General features: G+C 61.9%; 14 protein-coding genes and 1 pseudogene. 5 read left to right on the top strand and 10 right to left on the bottom strand.

Features of this window, described 5'->3' with window-relative positions; genetic code table 11:
- Positions 1-34: 34 nt before the first annotated feature.
- From ACPWMG_RS04435 to ACPWMG_RS04450, 4 genes are all read right to left on the bottom strand, one after another.
- Positions 35-877 (bottom strand): amidohydrolase family protein, encoded by an 843-nt coding sequence (locus tag ACPWMG_RS04435; protein ID WP_483303449.1) that lies wholly within the window; start codon positions 875-877, stop codon positions 35-37.
- A gap of 31 nt (positions 878-908) precedes the next feature.
- Positions 909-2,576 (bottom strand): (2,3-dihydroxybenzoyl)adenylate synthase, encoded by a 1,668-nt coding sequence (locus ACPWMG_RS04440; protein ID WP_483303450.1) that lies wholly within the window; start codon positions 2,574-2,576, stop codon positions 909-911.
- Positions 2,577-2,586: 10 nt separating this feature from the next.
- Positions 2,587-3,348 (bottom strand): SDR family NAD(P)-dependent oxidoreductase, encoded by a 762-nt coding sequence (locus tag ACPWMG_RS04445; protein WP_483303451.1) that lies wholly within the window; start codon positions 3,346-3,348, stop codon positions 2,587-2,589.
- A 122-nt stretch (positions 3,349-3,470) separates the two neighbouring features.
- A complete protein-coding gene (locus ACPWMG_RS04450; RefSeq protein WP_483303452.1) occupies positions 3,471-4,469 on the bottom strand; it encodes a Bug family tripartite tricarboxylate transporter substrate binding protein in 999 nt (332 codons plus the stop codon).
- Between the two features lie 153 nt (positions 4,470-4,622).
- Between ACPWMG_RS04450 and ACPWMG_RS04455 the strand changes: the two genes are divergently transcribed.
- The 3 genes from ACPWMG_RS04455 to ACPWMG_RS04465 all read left to right on the top strand — a co-directional run bounded on the left by ACPWMG_RS04455 (position 4,623) and on the right by ACPWMG_RS04465 (position 8,205).
- Positions 4,623-5,519: a LysR family transcriptional regulator gene (locus ACPWMG_RS04455; protein WP_483303453.1), complete on the top strand. Its 897-nt coding sequence runs from the start codon at positions 4,623-4,625 to the stop codon at positions 5,517-5,519.
- Positions 5,520-5,858: 339 nt separating this feature from the next.
- Positions 5,859-7,643, top strand: coding sequence for a methyl-accepting chemotaxis protein (locus ACPWMG_RS04460; protein WP_483303454.1), 1,785 nt, complete (start codon positions 5,859-5,861; stop codon positions 7,641-7,643).
- A gap of 82 nt (positions 7,644-7,725) precedes the next feature.
- Complete coding sequence (locus ACPWMG_RS04465; protein WP_483303455.1) at positions 7,726-8,205, top strand: low molecular weight protein-tyrosine-phosphatase; 480 nt, start codon at positions 7,726-7,728, stop codon at positions 8,203-8,205.
- 110 nt (positions 8,206-8,315) lie between these two features.
- On the opposite strand, the gene ACPWMG_RS04470 is transcribed toward ACPWMG_RS04465, so the two are convergent.
- Positions 8,316-10,553: an NADP-dependent isocitrate dehydrogenase gene (locus ACPWMG_RS04470; RefSeq protein WP_483303456.1), complete on the bottom strand. Its 2,238-nt coding sequence runs from the start codon at positions 10,551-10,553 to the stop codon at positions 8,316-8,318.
- Positions 10,554-10,760: 207 nt separating this feature from the next.
- A complete protein-coding gene (gene chrA / locus ACPWMG_RS04475; protein WP_483303457.1) occupies positions 10,761-12,116 on the bottom strand; it encodes a chromate efflux transporter in 1,356 nt (451 codons plus the stop codon).
- 127 nt (positions 12,117-12,243) lie between these two features.
- Between chrA and ACPWMG_RS04480 the strand changes: the two are divergent.
- Positions 12,244-12,369 (top strand): annotated as a pseudogene (locus tag ACPWMG_RS04480) (EamA family transporter); the annotation flags it as partial.
- Between the two features lie 67 nt (positions 12,370-12,436).
- Here ACPWMG_RS04480 and mtgA read toward each other — a convergent pair.
- Genes mtgA through ACPWMG_RS04500 form a run of 4 tightly spaced genes read right to left on the bottom strand, consistent with a single transcriptional unit; the run spans position 12,437 to position 16,809 of the window.
- A complete protein-coding gene (gene mtgA / locus ACPWMG_RS04485) occupies positions 12,437-13,231 on the bottom strand; it encodes a monofunctional biosynthetic peptidoglycan transglycosylase (protein WP_483303458.1) in 795 nt (264 codons plus the stop codon).
- Between the two features lie 14 nt (positions 13,232-13,245).
- Positions 13,246-14,127, bottom strand: a complete 882-nt coding sequence (locus tag ACPWMG_RS04490; protein WP_483303459.1) for an energy transducer TonB — start codon at positions 14,125-14,127, stop codon at positions 13,246-13,248.
- Complete coding sequence (locus ACPWMG_RS04495; RefSeq protein ID WP_483303460.1) at positions 14,124-16,181, bottom strand: ribonuclease catalytic domain-containing protein; 2,058 nt, start codon at positions 16,179-16,181, stop codon at positions 14,124-14,126. The genes ACPWMG_RS04490 and ACPWMG_RS04495 overlap by 4 nt, the downstream gene beginning before the upstream one ends.
- A 28-nt stretch (positions 16,182-16,209) precedes the next feature.
- A complete protein-coding gene (locus tag ACPWMG_RS04500; protein ID WP_483303461.1) occupies positions 16,210-16,809 on the bottom strand; it encodes a YqiA/YcfP family alpha/beta fold hydrolase in 600 nt (199 codons plus the stop codon).
- Positions 16,810-16,943: 134 nt separating this feature from the next.
- Between ACPWMG_RS04500 and ACPWMG_RS04505 the strand changes: the two genes are divergently transcribed.
- Positions 16,944-18,473, top strand: coding sequence for a GGDEF domain-containing protein (locus ACPWMG_RS04505; RefSeq protein WP_483303462.1), 1,530 nt, complete (start codon positions 16,944-16,946; stop codon positions 18,471-18,473).
- The last annotated feature ends 61 nt before the right edge of the window (positions 18,474-18,534 follow it).

The following is an 18,534-nucleotide window of genomic DNA, read 5'->3' on the forward strand; positions in this document are numbered from 1 at the left end:
GGTGGTTTTCATCTGAGCTGTCTCCTTTGTTTTTTTAGAGTCCGAGCACGCGTTCAGCATTGCCGTGCATGACCTTTTCCATGACGGCGTCGGAGTAGCCGAGCTCCGACCACTCGCGCAAGATGCGCTCGTAGGGCAGGCTGGGGTAGTCGCTGCCAAACATGATCTTGTCTTGCAGGCGGCCGCGAATGTCGACTTTCAGGTTGCCGGGGAAGTGCTTCGGCGCCCAGCCCGACATTTCCCAAAACACATTGCCCTTGTGCAGCGCCACGGCGGTGGTTTCTTCGACCCACGGCCAGCCGGGATGGGCCATCAGAATCTTCAGCTTGGGAAAGTCGGCCGCCAGGTCGTCGATGTGCGAGGGGTGGGCGTGCCGCACACGTGCACCGTTGCCGCCGGGCATACCGGCGCCCATGCCGGTGGTGCCCACGTCGATCATCACCGCTGCACCCAGGGCGTTGATCTCTTCAAACAGCGGGTAGTAGCGGCGGTCGTTCACCGCGAAGTGCTGCATGATGGGGTGAAAGTGAAAGCCGATGAATCCGAGTTCCTGCACCGCCTTGCGCACTTGGCGAATGGCGATTTCGCCCTTGGCTGGCTCCACCGCGCCCCAGCATTGCAAGATGCGCTGGGGGTGGCGTTGCCACATGGCGTGCACATATTCGTTGGTGCAGGGCAGCGTGGCCACCGTGGTTTCCAGGTCTAGGGCCACCAGGCAGGCCTCCACTCCGGCAGTGGTGAATTCGGCGATCACGTCCTCTTCAGATTTGGCCACCCAGTCGCGCTTCCAGTAGGTGGCCAGCGCTTCGGGGTAGGGGCCTTGGGCGTCGATCCAGGTTTGGGTGCCGGGGTAGCAATGCAGGTCAATGATGCGCATATGGCGTTCCTTTTATTTTTGTGAGTGACAGTCAGGCTGTGGCGGCGCTGCTGGCGGAGAGCTTCGCGGCCACCATTTCGCCAAGTGCTTTTTTCGATACCTTGCCGAAGGTCGACACCGGGAAGTCGGGCAACAATTCCAGGCGCTCGGGCAGCTTGAACTTGGCGATCTCGTGGGTCTGCAGAAAGGCCACGAGTGCTTCCAGCGTGAGCGTCTGGCCCTGCTTGGGCACCACACACGCACACATCTTTTCGCCCATGGCGGCATCGGGCATGGGCACACAGGCCACGTTCTGCACGGCGGGGTGCATCAGGATCAGGTTCTCCACTTCTTCGGCGCTGATTTTTTCGCCGCCCCGGTTGATCAGGTCTTTCTTGCGGCCTTCAACGATGTAGTTGCCTGAAGGGTGTTTTCGCATCAGGTCGCCGGAGCGGTAAAAGCCATCAGCCGTGAACTGGCGCGCGTTGTATTCGGGTACGCCGTAGTAGCCGCGCAGCGTGTACGGGCCACGGCAGGCGAGTTCGCCGACTTCGCCGTCGGGCACGATGCGGCCTTCGTCGTCGATCAGCATCACTTCGTCGTCTGGGCAGACGGGGCGACCGCAGGTTTCGAGCTTGACTTCTTCAGGGTCGCTCTCGCGCACAAACATCAGCAGGCCTTCGCTCATGCCAAAGTTTTCTTGCACAAACGCGTTGCGAAAGAGTTGCCGCGTGCGCAGCCGCACTTCGGGTTGCATGCGTTGGCCGCCGCTTTGAATCAACCGCACCGAGTCGAGGTTGAAGTTGGCAATGCTCGGATCGTTGATCAGCCGTATCAATAGCGCCGGCACCACTTTCAAGTGGGTGACCTTGTGCTGCTGGATCAGCGCAAACATCTCGGCCGGGCGCGTGTTGGCGTGCAACACCACCTTCGCACCCTTGAACATAAAGCCCTGGATGCCGGGGCAGGCCAGCGGCAGGTTGTGGGCGATGGGCAGTACCAGCAGCAGCACCGATTCCGCCGTGACGCCCACCACTTCAGACGCTACTTTGGAGTTGTAGGCGTAGTCGTTGTTGGTGCGCGGAATCAGCTTCGGAATGCCGGTGGTGCCGCCCGACAGTTGGAAGATGCACGGCGCGGTGGGCTCGATCTTCTGCTGCGTCAAGGCGCTGCGTGGCAGTGTGCTCGGCGTGTTGATGAGCGCTTCCAGCGAGTGTTCGCCCGACTTGGCTTGGCCCAACACCAAGCGTAATTGCAAGCAGGGGTGTGCTTGCTGCACGCGTTCGATCATCGGGCTGAAGGCGAAGTCGCCCAACTGCTCGGGGTACACGCAGCAACGCGCTTGCGACAACTGGGTGAACTGGTTGATCTCGGCGAAGCGGTGCGTCACCAGGGCAGCGATCGGAATGGCGCCAATCTTCTGCAGCGCGAAGTACAGGATCACAAATTCGGCCACATTGGGTAGCGTAGGGATCACGCGGTCTTGTGGCTTCAGGCCCAAGTCCAGCAGGTTTAGCGCCAGGTTGTCGCTCAAGCGGTCGATGTCGGCATAGGTGAAGCTGCGCGCGCCGTCGACCAGGGCCGTGCGGGCGGCAAACTTCTGGAAGACGCCGGCAAACTCTTCGGCCAGCGATTGGTCTTGCCAGTAGCCTTGCGCGCGGTAGCGTGCGGCATATTCGGCGGGGAAAGGGACGAAGCCTTCAAGCATGTGGGTGGTCATGGTGTGTGCCTCAGGTCGAGCTGGTGAAGCCACCGTCGATGACCACGATCTCGCCGGTCACAAAGCGGTTGGATTGCAAGAGGTTGAGCATGGTCTCGGCTACGTCGTCGGCGGTGACGCAGCGGCGCAGGGGCGTGGCCTTGGCGCGTTTGCCCATCAGGTCGTCGTACTTGTCGCCCAACATGCGCTCCATCCAGTCGCCCTCCATCCAGCCCGGGGCGACGGCGTTCACGCGGATGTCTGGCCCCAAGTTCCAGGCCAAGGTTTTGGTGAGGTTGACCACCGCCGCTTTGCTGGCCGCATAGGGCAAGGGTTGCGGGCCAGGGCGCAGGCCCACGATGCTGGCGGTGTTGACGATGGACGGGTTGCGGCCCTTCTTCAGCAGCGGCACGGCCGCGCGCGACACCTGGAACGTGCCGCGCACGTTGACCGCAAACGTGCGGTCCCACTCGGCCATGTCCAGGCTCTCCAGATCCTTCACCTTCCACGTGGCGGTGGTGCCGGCGTTGTTGACCAGGGCGTCGAGCCGGCCAAAGGCGGCGTCGATGGTCGCCATCATCTTGCGCACCGCCGCGTCGTCGCTCACGTCGCATTGCACCAGCAGGGTGTGGGCACCAAGTGCGCGCGCTTCTTCGGCCGTGGCGGCTGCGGCTTGGGCACTGGAGCCGTAGTTGATGGCCACGTCGTAACCCGCGCGGGCCAGGGCCAGCACGGCGCTGCGGCCGATGCCGGTGGCGCCGCCGGTGACCAGGGCTTTGAGTCGATCCGTCATGGGATTTCCTTTCAATTCAAGAACGTTGGAAAGTGTTGGGATGTGTTGAGCCAAGCCGCGCGGGTGCGCAGCTTGAAAAGTCGAACGGCTGAGGTGTCGGTGTGGGGCTTGGTGGTGCTGGACTACTGCGCCTGCAGGCCCAAGTCGCGTACGGTGTTGCGTGCCAGTGCGCGCTGCTCCGTCAGAAACTGACCCATGGCCGCCGGGGTGCCGGGCCGTGGGTAGACGCCCAGGTCGGCCAGTTGCGCGACCAGGTCTGGCTGCTGCAACAGCTTGTTGGTTTCGCGGTTGATCTGGTCGACCACGGCCACTGGCGTACCGGCGGGCACAAACAAACCAAACCAGCCCACGGACTCAAAACCCTTGAAGGTTTCGCCCACGGTGGGCACGTTCTCAAAGCCCGGCAGGCGCTGTGCCGAGGTGACGGCAATGGCGCGCAGCTTGCCGCCTTTGACGTGTTGCACCAGGGCCGGCAGGCCGTCGACCGTGAGGTTGGCGTCGCCCGCCAGCAGCGCATTGGTGGCGGTGGGCGAGCCCGAGTAGGGCACGGTGAAGAGTTGCAGCTCGCCCGCGCGGCTGAGCATCTCGCCGGTGAGGTGTGGCACCGAGTTGGCTTGTGCGGCCGCAAAGTTCAGCTTGCCGGGTTGCGCCTTGGCTTCGCGCACCAGGTCGGCCACGGTGTAGATGTTGGAGCTGCTGTTCACCGCCACCATCATCGGGCTGATGCCGATGTTGGCCACAGGCACGATGTCGCTGTCGATGTTGAACTGCGGGTTCTTGTAGAGCAGTGGCGTGAGCGTGGCGGCAGCGGCCGGCACGAAGCCGATGGTGTAGCCGTCGGCTGGCGCGCGTGCCAATGTCGACATTCCAGGAATGCCGCCCGCGCCAGGTTTGTTTTCGATGTAGACGGTTTGGCCCCAACTGCGCGCCAAGCGGTCGGCCACCAGGCGGGCCACCACGTCGGGCGAAGCACCGGCGGGGAAGGGCACAACCATGCGCACGGGCTTGCTGGGCCAGGTGTCGGCGTGGGCTGGGGCTGCGCCAAAGGCCAGGCTGAGCGCGGCGGCTGTGGCAGCGAGCATGCTGCGCCGAACCCGGTGTGCGGGCTTATCAATCGTCATGTTTTGTCTCCGGTTTGGATCTTTTTTGTTCTGTCGCGGGGCCAATGTAAGTGTGCTTGATTGGCACCGAAAGATGGCAAAATTCCCGGAGTGATTCGATTTTGATATCTAGCGAATCCGTTGGGATAAAGACTAAAAAACGGGAGACAACCCATGAAGCTGACCCAGCTACGCGACCTGACAGCCATCGTCGAAAACGGCGGTTTGCGCGCTGCGGCGCGCCGCCTCGATGTCGCCCAGCCGCTGCTCACGCGCAGCGTGCGGGCACTGGAAAAAGAGTTGGGTACACCGCTGTTCGAGCGTCAGGCGCGCGGCATGGTGCTCACGCCTATGGGGCGGCTGTTCCACGAGCGGGCGCGCAGCATGGTGAACGAGTTGCGGCGCGCGCGTGACGAGTTGGCGCAGGCGCAAGGCGATAACCAGGGCACGGTGATTGCGGGCTTGTCGATCATGCCGCACATCGGTTTGTTGCCCCGCGCTTTGCCGGTGTTTCGCCAGCGTTACCCGGATGTGCGGCTGCAATTCATCGAAGGCCTGTTCCCTGATCTAGAGCAGCAACTGCGCGCCGGCGACATCGACTTCTACCTGGGCGCCACACCGCGCGAAGTGCCTGCCGGTTTTGTGACCGAGACCCTGTTCACCAACACCCGCGCTGTGGTGGGCCGCAAAGGCCACCCGTTGGCGCGTGCCCGTTCACTCAAAGCCTTGGTGAAGTGTGATTGGGCGCTGCCTTCCATCGACTTCGACACGCAGGAAGACTTTGCGCGGCTGTTCGCCCAACACGGCTTGCCCGCGCCGCGTGTGGTGCTGCAGGCGCGCACCGCGTTGTCGATGATGGTGGGGCTGGCCAGCACTGACCTGCTGGCGCTGCTGCCGGTGCAACTGGGTGAGTTTGACCTCACGCAACACGCGCTGATGACCATCAAGATCAGCGAGCGCCTGCCCGCGCCAGACATCGTGCTGATGCGCCGCGCCGAGTTGCCACTTACGCCCGCCGCCGAGTACTTGTGTGACGTGATGCGGCGCTATGTGCCAAGGCCCATGGGCTGAGCCGTTGACTTTGGTATGGCTTGAGTCGCGCGGAAAAAGCGTTGTTTATTCGGCAATTTGAGGAAGGGTAAATACCCTAAATTTGGCGCACCAAAAAGGCTTTCATGTCGCTCAAATTACATTAAATGACGCCGTCAAATGCTGCTCTCGTCAGAAACCCCTCAAGTTTTACCTCTGTGTTGACGAATAAAGAGTGGGTAAACCGTTTGATGACCTTCCTACAACTCCCCCTCAGCACATGACATTTGTCTGGACTGTGCGCGACTTCTTCTTCCATGGCGCACAGGCACCGTCACGCGCGCCAGCTTTGAACTTCTCCCTCCCAACATCGACAACAACATGAATCTCAAAGACCTCAAAATTGGTACGCGCCTGAGTATGGGTATCGTGCTTTCGGCAGTTCTGCTCGCGCTGATGGTGTGGATCGGCTTGTCCAGCATGGCCGCGATCCAGGCCCAGTTGGACACGGCCGTGTCCGAGCGTATGCCCAAGTTGCTGACGGCCAAGGACATCAAGGACAACATACGCTTGCGAGCCATTCTGGCGCGCAACATCGTGCTGGAAGACGACCCTGCCGTGAATGCCAAGACGGGCGAGCGTATTACCTCGGTACGGGCCGACTACCAAAAAATGATTGGCCCGCTGCGTGACTCCGTGGTCACCCCCGAAGGCAAGGCCGCGCTGGCCAAGATGGAAGAGGCGATTGCCGCCTTGCGTGTGCCGACCGACAAGGTGATTGAGTTTGGCATGGCCGACAAAAACGAAGAGGCCAACGTGATGCTCAAGGTTTTGGCTCCGCTGCAAAACGTGGCCAACGATGCGGCGGATGCGTTTGCCAATTTGCAAATCAAGAACAGCGAGAACGATAAGCTGAAAGCCATCGAAGCCTATAGCTCTGCGCGCACGCTGCTGGTGTCGATAGGCGTTGTTGCTGTCGCCTTGTTGGGCTTTTTGGGCTGGCTGTTGGTGCGCTCCATCACCGGCCCGTTGAACCAGGCGGTTGGCATTTCGCGAGCGGTCGCCGCTGGTGACTTGAGCCTGCACTTCGAAGCCGAAGGCAAAAATGAAACCGCGCAACTCTTGTCTGCGCTGAAGGCCATGCAGGACAGCCTGGCCAGTGTGGTGGGTAATGTGCGCCAAAGTGCCGAGAGCGTGGCCACGGCCAGCTCGCAGATCTCGCAGGGCAACAACGACCTGAGCGCGCGCACCGAGCAACAAGCCAGCGCGCTGGAAGAAACCGCTGCGTCGATGGAAGAGTTGTCCAGCACGGTGAAGCAAAACGCCGACAACGCGCGCCAAGCCAACCAGTTGGCGCAAAGCGCGTCCACCGTGGCGGTGCGTGGCGGTGATGTGGTGGGCCAAGTGGTCGAGACCATGAAGGGCATCAACGACAGCAGCAAGAAGATTGCCGACATCATCAGCGTGATCGACGGCATTGCCTTCCAGACGAACATCCTGGCGTTGAATGCGGCGGTGGAAGCGGCGCGTGCCGGTGAGCAAGGCCGCGGCTTTGCGGTGGTGGCCTCTGAAGTGCGCAGCCTGGCGCAACGCAGTGCCGATGCAGCCAAGGAAATCAAGAACCTGATCTCCGCCAGTGTGGATCGCGTGGAGCAGGGCACAACGCTGGTCGACCAGGCTGGTGTGACCATGCAGGAAGTGGTGACCTCGATTCGCCGCGTGACCGACATCATGGGTGAGATCAGCGCCGCCAGCAGCGAACAATCACAAGGCGTGAGCCAAGTGGGTGAAGCCGTCACGCAGATGGACCAGGCGACGCAGCAGAACGCCGCGCTGGTGGAAGAAAGCGCTGCTGCCGCCAACAGCCTTAAAGGCCAGGCGCAGCAACTGGTGGACGCCGTAGCGATCTTCAAGCTGGACCAGAAAGCAGCTTTCCGTGCCGCGCCTAAAACAGTCGCTGCAGCGCCTGCGGTTGCGCCGCAAGCCAGCGCCGTGAAACCCGCCGCTCCATCGGCCAACTTCAGCAGCCCCAAACCGGCTGCGCGCGCCCCCTTGAAAGCAGCGGCCAGCACGCCTGCACCCAAGGCCGCTCCGGCAGAAAAGATTGCAGCCCCCAGCAAGGTGGCGAGCCGCCCTGCGGCAGATGACGATTGGGAGTCGTTCTGATCTTTTGAGGTGATTTTGAAAAGACGCTGCGCCGGGGTTTGGCGCAGCGCGTCAGAATGGGGCTGGCTTCTTGGCTTTGACGATGAAAACCTTTTCCATTCTTTTTGTCTGCATGGGCAACATCTGCCGCAGCCCCACGGCACATGGCGTGTTCCTGTACAAGGTGACGGCGCTGGGGTTGGCTGACCGCATCCGGGTCGATTCTGCCGGCACGCACAACTACCACCCGGGCAGCCCGCCCGATACGCGCTCGCAAGCGCATGCGGTGCGACGTGGCTACGATTTGTCAGCCCTTCGGGCGCGGCAAATTCTCGATGCGGACTTCGAGGCGCACGACCTCATCCTAGTGATGGATTGGGACAACCTCGCGCTGGCGCAGAGCCAAAGCGCGCCGCGCCATCACCACAAGATTCGGCGGCTCACCGAGTTTTGCGAGCGCCATAACAGCGCCGTGGTGCCCGATCCTTACTACGGCGGCGCCCAGGGCTTTGAATCGGTTCTGGACCTGATTGAAGACGCATGCGACGGCCTGCTGAAGCACGTCAAAGCCCAACTGGACTGAGCCCACCCCGCACCGTACTGCGCCAAAACAAAAGCCGCTTGCACATGGTGTGTGCAAGCGGCTTTTTTTGAGCCGGTGTCAGGCGCTGGCAAAGCAGCGCCGGAACCTTTTTAGGCCTTGACTGTTTCCAGTGCGGCGTTGAGCGTCTTGCTCGGGCGCATCACCTTGTCGAGCTTGGCGAAGTCAGGCTTGTAGTAGCCACCGATGTCGGTTGGCGTGCCTTGCACCACGGTCAGTTCGTTGACGATGGTGGCTTCCTTGTCTGTCAGTTCCTTGGCCAATGGCGCGAACTGGGCAGCGAACGCGGCGTCGTCCTTTTGCGCGGCCAATTCCTGCGCCCAGTACATGGCCAGGTAGAACTGGCTGCCACGGTTGTCCAACTGGCCGGTCTTGGGCGATGGGTTCTTGTTGTTGTCCAACAGTTGGCCCGTGGCCGCGTCCAGCGTCTTGGCCAGGATCTTGGCCTTGTTGTTACCGGTCTTGATGCCGAGTTCTTCGAGCGACACGGCCAGCGCCAGGAATTCACCCAGCGAGTCCCAGCGCAGGTGGTTTTCTTCCACCAACTGTTGCACGTGTTTGGGCGCGGAGCCACCGGCACCGGTTTCGTACATGCCGCCACCGGCCATCAAAGGCACGATGGACAGCATCTTGGCGCTGGTGCCCAGTTCCATGATGGGGAACAGGTCGGTCAGGTAGTCGCGCAGGATGTTGCCGGTCACCGAGATGGTGTCCAGGCCACGGGCCACGCGCTCCAGCGTGTAACGCATGGCGCGCACTTGCGACATGATCTGGATGTCCAGGCCAGCCGTGTCGTGTTCCTTCAAGTAGGTCTTGACCTTCTTGATGACTTCGTTTTCGTGCGGACGGTACGGGTCGAGCCAGAACACGGCAGGCATGCCGGAGTTGCGGGCGCGCGTGACGGCCAGCTTGACCCAGTCGCGGATGGCGGCATCCTTGACCTGGCACATGCGCCAGATGTCGCCGGCTTCAACGTTTTCGCTCAGCAGCACTTCGCCTGTAGCCAGGTCGACGATGTTGGCCACGCCGTCTTCGGCCACTTCAAAGGTCTTGTCGTGCGAGCCGTATTCCTCGGCTTGCTGCGCCATCAGGCCGACGTTGGGCACCGTGCCCATGGTCTTGGGGTCGAAGGCGCCGTGCCACTTGCAGAAGTTGATGATTTCTTGGTAGATGCGGGCAAAGGTCGACTCGGGCATCACGGCCTTCACGTCCTTCAGGCGGCCGTCGGCGCCCCACATCTTGCCGCCGTTGCGGATCATCGCGGGCATGGAAGCGTCGACGATGATGTCGTTGGGCGAGTGGAAGTTGGTGATGCCCTTGGCCGAGTCCACCATGGCCAGCTCGGGGCGGCCTTCGTGGCAGGCGTGCAGGTCACGCTTGATCTCGTCTTGTTTGCTTTGCGGCAGCGTGGCGATCTTGTTGTACAGATCGACCATGCCGTTGTTGACGTTCACGCCCAGCTCTTCAAACAGCTTGCCGTGTTTCTCGAAGGCTTCCTTGTAGAAGATCTTCACGCAGTGGCCGAACACGATGGGGTGCGAGACCTTCATCATGGTGGCCTTGACGTGCAGCGAGAACATCACGCCGGTCTTGTGTGCGTCTTCGATTTCCTTCTCGTAGAAAGCCAGCAGGGCTTTCTTGCTCATGAACATGCTGTCGATGATCTCGCCGTCCTTGAGCGAAACCTTGGGCTTGAGCACGATGGCCTTGCCACTCTTGGTGACCAGCTCCATCTTCACGTCGCGGGCCTTGTCCAGCGTCATGGACTTTTCGCCGTGGTAGAAGTCGCCGCCGTGCATGTGCGAGACGTGCGAACGCGAAGCCTGGCTCCACTCGGCCATGCTGTGCGGGTTCTTGCGGGCGTAGTTCTTGACGGCGGCGGGGGCGCGGCGGTCAGAGTTGCCTTCACGCAGAACCGGGTTCACGGCGCTGCCGGTGCATTTGTTGTAGCGCGCGCGGATGTCTTTTTCTTCGTCGGTCGAAGGGGCTTCAGGGTAGTCGGGGATGTTGTAGCCCTTTTCCTGCAGTTCCTTGATGGCGGCCTTGAGCTGGGCCACCGAGGCGCTGATGTTGGGCAGCTTGATGATGTTGGCGTCGGGGGTGAGCGTGAGCTTGCCCAGTTCGGACAAGGTGTCGGGCACGCGCTGCGCTTCGGTCAGGCGCTCAGGGAACTGGCCCAGGATACGACCGGCCACCGAGATGTCGGCGGTCTCGACGTTGATGCCAGCCGGTGCGGTGAACGTACGGATGATGGGCAAGAACGCGCCGGTGGCGAGAAGCGGGGCTTCGTCGGTCAGCGTATAGATGATGGTCGGTTGCTGGGTGCTCATAACTCTTCTCTAGAGGTAGAAAATGCCCTGTCTAGGCCGCAAGGGCCGGTAGCCAGGATCGGGTGTTGTCCGTTCTGCTTTTCGGCAGATTTCTAATTAAACCAGCCAATTTTGCAACCAAATGCGCCGCTTCAGAATTTCGGCTGATTAAGTTGCCCGAATAAGTAGGGCGTTTCAATGGATTTTTCCTTGACGATAGCCGTCTCTTCAAGCGGCTAGCGGGTGCAAAAGTGTCCATGCCAACCCCGCCAGGCCTGCGCCCAGCACCACCGGAATCACCGCCACCTTGAAGCGAAACAAGGCGACAGCCGCTGCCAAGCCAATCACCGCCGAGGCCCAATCAAACGGCCCGGCCAGCCCCTGCGGCCAGAGCACGTGATAAGCAAAAAACACCGCCAGATTGACAATCACGCCCACCACGGCGGCGGTGATGCCGGTGAGCGGCGCGGTGAATTTCAGGTTGCCGTGGGTGGATTCGATGAAAGGTCCGCCCAGCAAGATGAAAAAGAACGACGGTAAAAAAGTAAAGAAGGTGACCACTGTGGCCGCCACCGCGCCCGATAGAAACAAAGCCTCCGGGCCAAACAGCGCCTTGCCCCAGCCCCCCACAAAGCCGACAAACGACACCACCATGATCAACGGCCCCGGCGTGGTTTCGCCCAATGCCAGGCCGTCAATCATTTGCGTTGCGGTCAGCCATTGGTAGTGCTCCACCCCGCCCTGGAACACATAGGGCAGCACGGCGTAAGCGCCGCCAAAGGTCATGAGCGCGGCCTTGGTGAAGAACCAGGCCATTTGCGTGAGCACGCCGTCCCAGCCATAGCGTGCGGTCAACGCGCCAATGCCTGCGGCCCACAGCAGCAAGCTGACCCCCAGCACGCGGTACAAGCGGCCCCAGGCAAACACCGCGTGGGCGGGCGTGGGGGTGTGGTCGTCGATCAACGCCGGGACTAGCGACTGGGCCGCTTTGCCGTGGCCGCCACCGGCCGCAAACTTAGCCGGTGCCACGCGGCCACCCACGTAGCCGATGAGCGCCGCCGCCAGCACGATCAGCGGAAACGGCAGGCCCAGCGCGAAGATCGCCACAAACGCCGCCGCTGCAATGCCCCATAACCAGCCGTTTTTGAGTGCCCGTGAACCCACGCGGTAGGCCGCGTGCACCACCAGCGCAGTGACCGCGGGCTTGATGCCGTAGAACACGCCTGCAATCGTCGGCACGTGACCATAGGCCATGTACACGTAGGACAGGCCAATCAAGATGAACAGCGACGGCAGCACAAACAACACCCCGGCCACAATGCCGCCCCAGGTGCGGTGCAGCAGCCAGCCGATGTAGATCGCCAACTGCTGCGCTTCGGGGCCGGGCAGCAGCATGCAGTAGTTCAGCGCGTGCAGGAAGCGGCTCTCTGAGATCCAGCGCCTGCGCTCCACCAGTTCCTCGTGCATGATGGCAATCTGCCCGGCCGGCCCGCCAAAGCTGATGAAGCCTAGCTTGAGCCAATAGAAAAATGCATCGCGGAACGAGAGGGGTGGTGCGGTTGCCGGGAGGTCAGGAAGACTCATGCAGATTCGGTGACGTAAAGGTCATGTGCGAATGATGGAATGTAGCTTCGGTGTGCATGCTTATGGTGCACTTAAAGATGTCGATCCGATCTGCCCCCCGCCTTGCCGTCGCGCTGCTGTTGAGTGCGAGCGGCACGAACATGGTCACATCCACGCGACACTGGCACACAGCCACAGGCATCGCCATGAAGTGCTGACGCACAAACACCCGCATTACCCGGACATTCACCACCAGCATAGCCATCCGCATTGAGCGGATGAAAAGGGTTTAAGGCTACGCTGAACAAGTCGCAGCATGCTGGGACTTGTTCAGCGTAGCCTTAAGGCAGCTCGGCGCTCGGCATGCGTGCCACCACCACCGAGGCGCGGTGCGACAGATAGCCTGAATTCGGCAGCTTCTCAAAGTAGCGCGGGCGCGGCAGCATCACCGCCAGGCGTGCGGCCTCGTAGGTCGTGAGCTTGGCCGCTGGCTTGCGGTAATAGTGCTGTGCGGCGGCCTCGGCGCCGAACACGCCTTCGCCCCACTCCACGCTGTTGAGGTAGATCTCCAGGATGCGCTGTTTGCTCAGCAGCCCTTCGAGCATGAAGGTCAGCACGATTTCCTGGCCCTTGCGCAGCAGGCTGCGCTCGCCCGACAGCAGCAGGTTCTTCGCCAGTTGCTGCGTGATGGTGGATCCGCCGACAATCTTGATGGGCTTATTGCCCGCGTTGGCGTTGGCAATGGCTTTCTCCTGGGCCTTCTCATTCTTCTGCCAGGCCTTTTCCATGGCCTCCCAGTCCACGCCTTCGTGGTTGACGAAGCTGCCGTCTTCCGAGGCGATGACCGCGCGTTTCAGGTTGTCGGAGATTTGTGTGTACGGCACCCATTCCTGGCGCCAACGGAAATCGGTGGCGGGTGGTGGTGGGGCACGCTTGCTGCTGTTTTTGCCGGTGGGGGCGGGCTCTGCTGGCGCCGCACCCAGCGAGCGCGTCGCCAGGCGCCAGGCTTCGGAGCGCTCAAACGCGGTGGACTGCGGATCGACCACCGTCATCAGCGCAATGCGGCCCAGAAACGTGAGCTCCAATGCCAATGCAGCCACAAACACCAGCACCACCCAACGCCCAATAAAACGCATGGAAATCTGGTGCCCTAATTGCTGCTGACCTTGGTCTCCAACGTCTGCTCACGGGTGAAGCGGAACTTGGAGACGACCAGAATCTGGTCTGCCTTGGCGCGCATGGCAGAGTTGAAAAAACCAAACGGTCCAGCTCCGCGCACGATGGCCTCGGCGCGCCGGTCGAGTGTGCGGTTGCCTGAGCTTTCGACCACCTGGGTGCCCAGCACCTGGCCGTCAAAGTTGACGGTGATGATCATGGTGAGTTCGCCGTAGAGCTTCTTGCCACCGGCTTCGGGGAAGTTGTCGGTGCCGCGTTCTTCCACGTGGCGGCGCAGGTTGTCGTAATACAGCGCGTAGACCTCTTCACGCGTGGCCGGGCTCACGTAGCGGCGTTTGGGTCTGGAGTTTTCTTCGTTGATGCGGCGCTCAATTTCGGCCAGCATTTTCACCAGGCGGCGGCGCTTGTCTTCCTGCGCTTGCTGGTCGGACGACTGTGCGGTTTGCTTGGGGTCGGGCAGCGGCATGTTGGCCAACTGCTGGTTCAACTGCGTGAGCAACTGGTTTTGCTGCTCTTGCATGGCTTCCATCTTGCGCTGCGCTTCTTCCAGCGACTCGCCCAGGTCGGCCATGGGCGAGGGCGGCAATGGCGAGGTGGCGCGGCCCTTGGCGGCTTCACCGCCGCCGGCCAGCGAGGCCTGCGCAATTGCCATGGCTTTTTCGGGGCGCTCGTTGGTGCGCGCGTTCACCAGGATGACTTCGAGCGGCGTGTCCTGGAACACGCGGTTGAAGGCCTCGGGGTCGACAAAGCGCACCGTCAACAGCACCGCGTGCGCCAAGATCGACACCCCCAGCGCCCATTGCAATGTGCTGAGGGTTCTGAGTTGGGCGAAGGTGCTGGCGGCGCGTGCTTTCACGGTTGTGGTGGTTCGGCGGTGGCGGTTTCGCCACTTTCGCTCATGTCGACCGCAATGGCGAGTGGGCCCGCGGTCGGCTCGTCGTCTTCTTCCTCGGGCGCCTCGGTCTCGGCAGATTGCTCGGCCGTGTCCAGGCGTTCCACCACAGTGCCGGCCACGTCGAGCGTGATCTCGTCAATGGCACCCAGCTTGACGCGCACACGTGCGCCACGCGGCAGGTCTTGGCTGCCCAGCACGGGCAACACCAGCGGCAGGTTGTCGGCGCGCACCAGGCCTTCTTTGAAGACCGTGCCAACGACCTCGGTGATGCCGTTTTGCTGCACGTACTTCAGCGTCCAGAAACGTTCCATGCCGCCCTGGTAGCCGTTGTAGGCCGAGTAGGCGGCGTCGAACATCGAGATGATGGAGAACAGGTCGGCGTCTTTGGGCTTGAACGGGGCGGCCAGTGCGGCGGTTTTGCCGTGGCGCGCCACCGCAATGATTTGCCACTGGTTCACCAGGTCGGTGTAGCGGCGCAGCGGCGAGGTGCTCCACACGTAGCTCTTCACGCCAATGCCGGCGTGTGGCAAGGCCTTGGTGCCCATGCGCACTTTCACGCCAGGGGCCATGCTGGCCTGGCTGCGGTAAATGCCGGGCACCCCGTTTTCGGCGAGCCAGTTGCCCCAGGTGCTGTTGGCCAGGATCATGGCTTCGGCGACGATCAAGTCCAGCGGCGCGCCGCGTTGGCGTGTGCCGATCTGCACGGTCTCGTGGCCCGTAGGCTCGGCGCCGTCGTTGCCCACCAGGCGGAAGGTGTAGTCGGGCCGGTTGAAGTTTTCTGGCTTGCCGCGCACCACTTCGCGCCCGGCCTTCAAATGTTTAGCCAGGCGGAACAAAAAGGATAGCTGCTCGCGCTCTACCACGCTGCTTGAAGCACCGTTTTGATGCTCAAACGCTGGGTCTTCCAGCCACTCGGCGGTGACCAGCGTATCGAGCTGGTCGTGGCGCAGGTTGGCGGCAATGGGCACGCGCTCCAGCTTGGTCTCAGAAGCTTTGACTTCCAGCGTGGCCTCGTCCAGTGTGACGTACAGCGACACCGCCGGGCAGTCGCGGCCTTCTTCCAGCGTGTAGGTTTGCACCACAGCGTCGGGCAGCATGGTGATCTTGTAGCCGGGCATGTAGACCGTGGACAAACGCGCGCGGCCCAACTGGTCGAGCGCGCTGCCGGGGGTAATAGCCAAGCCGGGGGCCGCAATGTGAATGCCCACCGTGACTGTGCCACTGCCCAGGCCTTGCACCGAGAGCGCATCGTCGATTTCGGTGGTTGCCGAGTCGTCGATGGAGAACGCCCGGACGGAGGCCAGCGGCAGCTCGTCGGTGATGGCCGGGGCGGCAATCGTCGGGAAACCCGTGCCCTTGGGGAAGTTCTCAAACAGGAAGCGCTTCCAGTGGAACTGGTAAGACGAGTCGATGGCGCCGGCGTTTTGCAGCAGCACCAGCGGCGCGGTGTGGCTGGCGCGCGAGGCTTCCACCACGGCCTTGTATTCGGGCGCGTTTTTGTCGGGCTTGAACAGGATTTTGTAAAGCTGCTCGCGCACGGCTGGCGGGCACTCGCCCGCCGCCAGGGCCTTGGCCCACTCGTCGATCTGCGCCTGGATTTGCTGCTTTTTCTCGATGGCGGCCAGCGCCAATTGCAGAATTTCAGCCGGGGCCTTGCGGAAACGCCCTTTGCCGGCACGGCGGAAGTAGTGCGGTGCCTCAAACAGGCAGAACAACGCGCCCACTTGCTGCTCCAGCGTGGCTTTTTCGCTGAAATAGTCGCGCGCCAGGTCGGCAAAACCGAATTCTTCTTCGGGTGCAAATTCCCAGGCCAGGTCGAGCTCAATGCTCTGGGCCACAGCCTGGGCGGCCTTCACCAGTTCGGATGGAGACGGTTTTTCGAACTTCACCAACACGTTGGCCGACTTGACCTTGACGCGCTTACCGCTTTCCAGCTCGATCTGGGCCGACGACTCTGCCTCGGACAGAATCCGCCCCGTCTGGAATTTCCCTGCTTCTTCAAATAATGCAAACATGCGCCAGATTGTCCCCTATGCAGAGCCGTCAGCTTCTGGCTAAGCCGAGAAACGCCGAGATTTCGTCCAGGTACAGCGCAAAGTCGCTCAGTGCGTGGTCGCCGCCCTCCAGCACCTTGAGGTGGGCGTGGGCGTAGCGGCCGGCCATTTCGCGCCAATCCAACACTTCGTCGCCCTTGGCCACCAGCACCATGAAGCGTGCCAAACGCGCCGGGTGGACCAGGTTCGGGCATTCCAGCGCGCGCAATTCTGCGATGTACTCGGGGCGAAAGTAAAAGGCCTCGGCCGGGTCGTGCCAACTGGTTTGCTCACCGATGTAGCGCTCCAGGTCGCGCGCGGGGTTGACCGCCGGGTTGATCAGCACCGCCTTGCAGCCGGTTTGCTGGGCGAACCACGTGGCGTAAAAGCCACCCAGCGACGAGCCCACCACGGCCGTGCGGGCCGAGGGCCAACCGGCGGTGCCCTGCGCAATCAGCTTCGCTGCTTCTGCGGGAGAAGGCGGCAATTGCGGGCACCACCAGTGCACATCGGGGTGTTGCGCCTGCACAAAAGCCGCCATTTGCTGGGCTTTGGCCGAGCGCGGTGACGAGCGAAAACCGTGGAGGTAGAGCAGGTGTGTCGTGGTCATCAGACGATGCTAGCAAAGAGGCGACAGATCAAGGGTGTGCCGCTATTGGATGAAATCTGCAATATCGCTAGCATCCGGGCAGCTCTTCAAGATACATTGTGAAACCGAAATTCTCCGCATTTACTGCCGTCGCCATGTCCGAGTTATCGCCGAACGAAATTGCCCGGGAAACACTCAAGCAGTTGGCGACCAAGAAGTTGGCCCCCACGCCGGAGAACTACCAAACGCTCTACCACGAGATTGCCGGCACCATGGCGCCGTCGTTTTTTCCGTCAGAGCAGTTGCGCAAGATCGCCGCCGTGCTGCCCGCCAAAAATCCCGGCCAGCAAAAGCAACTGGGTTTGTTGACTTCGGCCATCGGCCAGCGCAGTTGGGACGGCGTGCAAAACGCTCTCATCGGGTTTGCCGGCTTTGGCATGGCGCCTGCGCCGCAGGCCGAATCGGCGGCCGTGGTGGGGCGTGCCAATCCGGCGCTCACGTCCGAATTCATGGAGCAGGTGGCCCGGCTGATCGAAAACGTCCAGCCCGCCCTGGGCATGGATGACGAACGCTTCAACATGGCAACCAAGGAGGTGCTTGATTCCTTGCGCCACCAAAGCCTGGACGCGCTCAAGGCCAAGGCCTCGGTGGCCAACTACACGCACAGGTTGTCGTTTGCGGCCGAAGAACAAAAGGAAATCCGTGACGGCCTGCTGAGCCTGCTGAACCTGGTGTTCGACAACATTGCCGAACTCAGCAGCGAAGACCAGTGGCTGACAGGCCAGATCGACGCGCTGAAAGCCGTGGCCGTGGCGCCGCTGAACCTGCGCCGCCTGGACGAAGTGCAGGTGCTGCTGAAAGACGTGATCTTCAAGCAGACCGAGGCCAAGGGCCGCGCGAACGAAGCCCAGGAGCAGATGCGCCAGTTGCTGGCCACGTTTGTCGAGCGGCTGTCGCTGATCACCGAATCCAGCAGCAACTTCCACAGCACCATTGAAGAATGCGCACGCCAGATCGAGAGCGCGCAGAACATGGAAGAGCTGGGGCCGGTGCTGAAAAACGTGATCCAGGCGACGCGCGAAATGGCGCACGAAACCATGATGTCGCACGACGATCTGCAGTCGCTGCGCGCCAAGGCACAAGAAGCCGAGGCCGAGATTGTGAAGCTGCACATCGAACTGGACCGCGCCAGCGCCCAGGCGCGGCACGACACGCTGACCGGCGCCTTGAACCGTCGCGGTCTGGACGAAGCCATCCAGCGCGAAATCTCCACCGGGCGGCGCAAGGGCACGATCATGTGCATCGCGATGCTCGACGTGGACAACTTCAAGAAGCTCAATGACGACCTCGGCCACGAGGCTGGCGACGCCGCGCTGACGCACCTGGCGGGCGTGATCCGCAGTTGCCTGAGACCACAAGACTCGCTCGCGCGTTATGGTGGAGAAGAGTTTGTGATTCTGTTGCCAGACACTTTGCTGGACGCTGCCGTGGCCGTGTTGGCGCGGCTGCAACGTGAGTTGACGACGCAGTTTTTCTTGCGAGACAACCAGAAGGTGCTGATCACCTTCAGTGCCGGGGTGGCCGAATTGGCGCCCGAAGAGTCTCCGTCCGATGGACTGCGACGTGCCGATCAAGCCATGTATGTCGCCAAGCGCTCGGGTAAAAACCGGGTGCTGGGCGGATGAAGATGTAGAACCTGGAGCATTTGGACAACGCTTAGAAGTCGTAGAAAACGTCCTGGACGTT

Source organism: Hydrophilobacter chitinilyticus (genome assembly GCF_049860745.1).
Lineage (GTDB): Bacteria > Pseudomonadota > Gammaproteobacteria > Burkholderiales > Burkholderiaceae_C > Rhodoferax_B.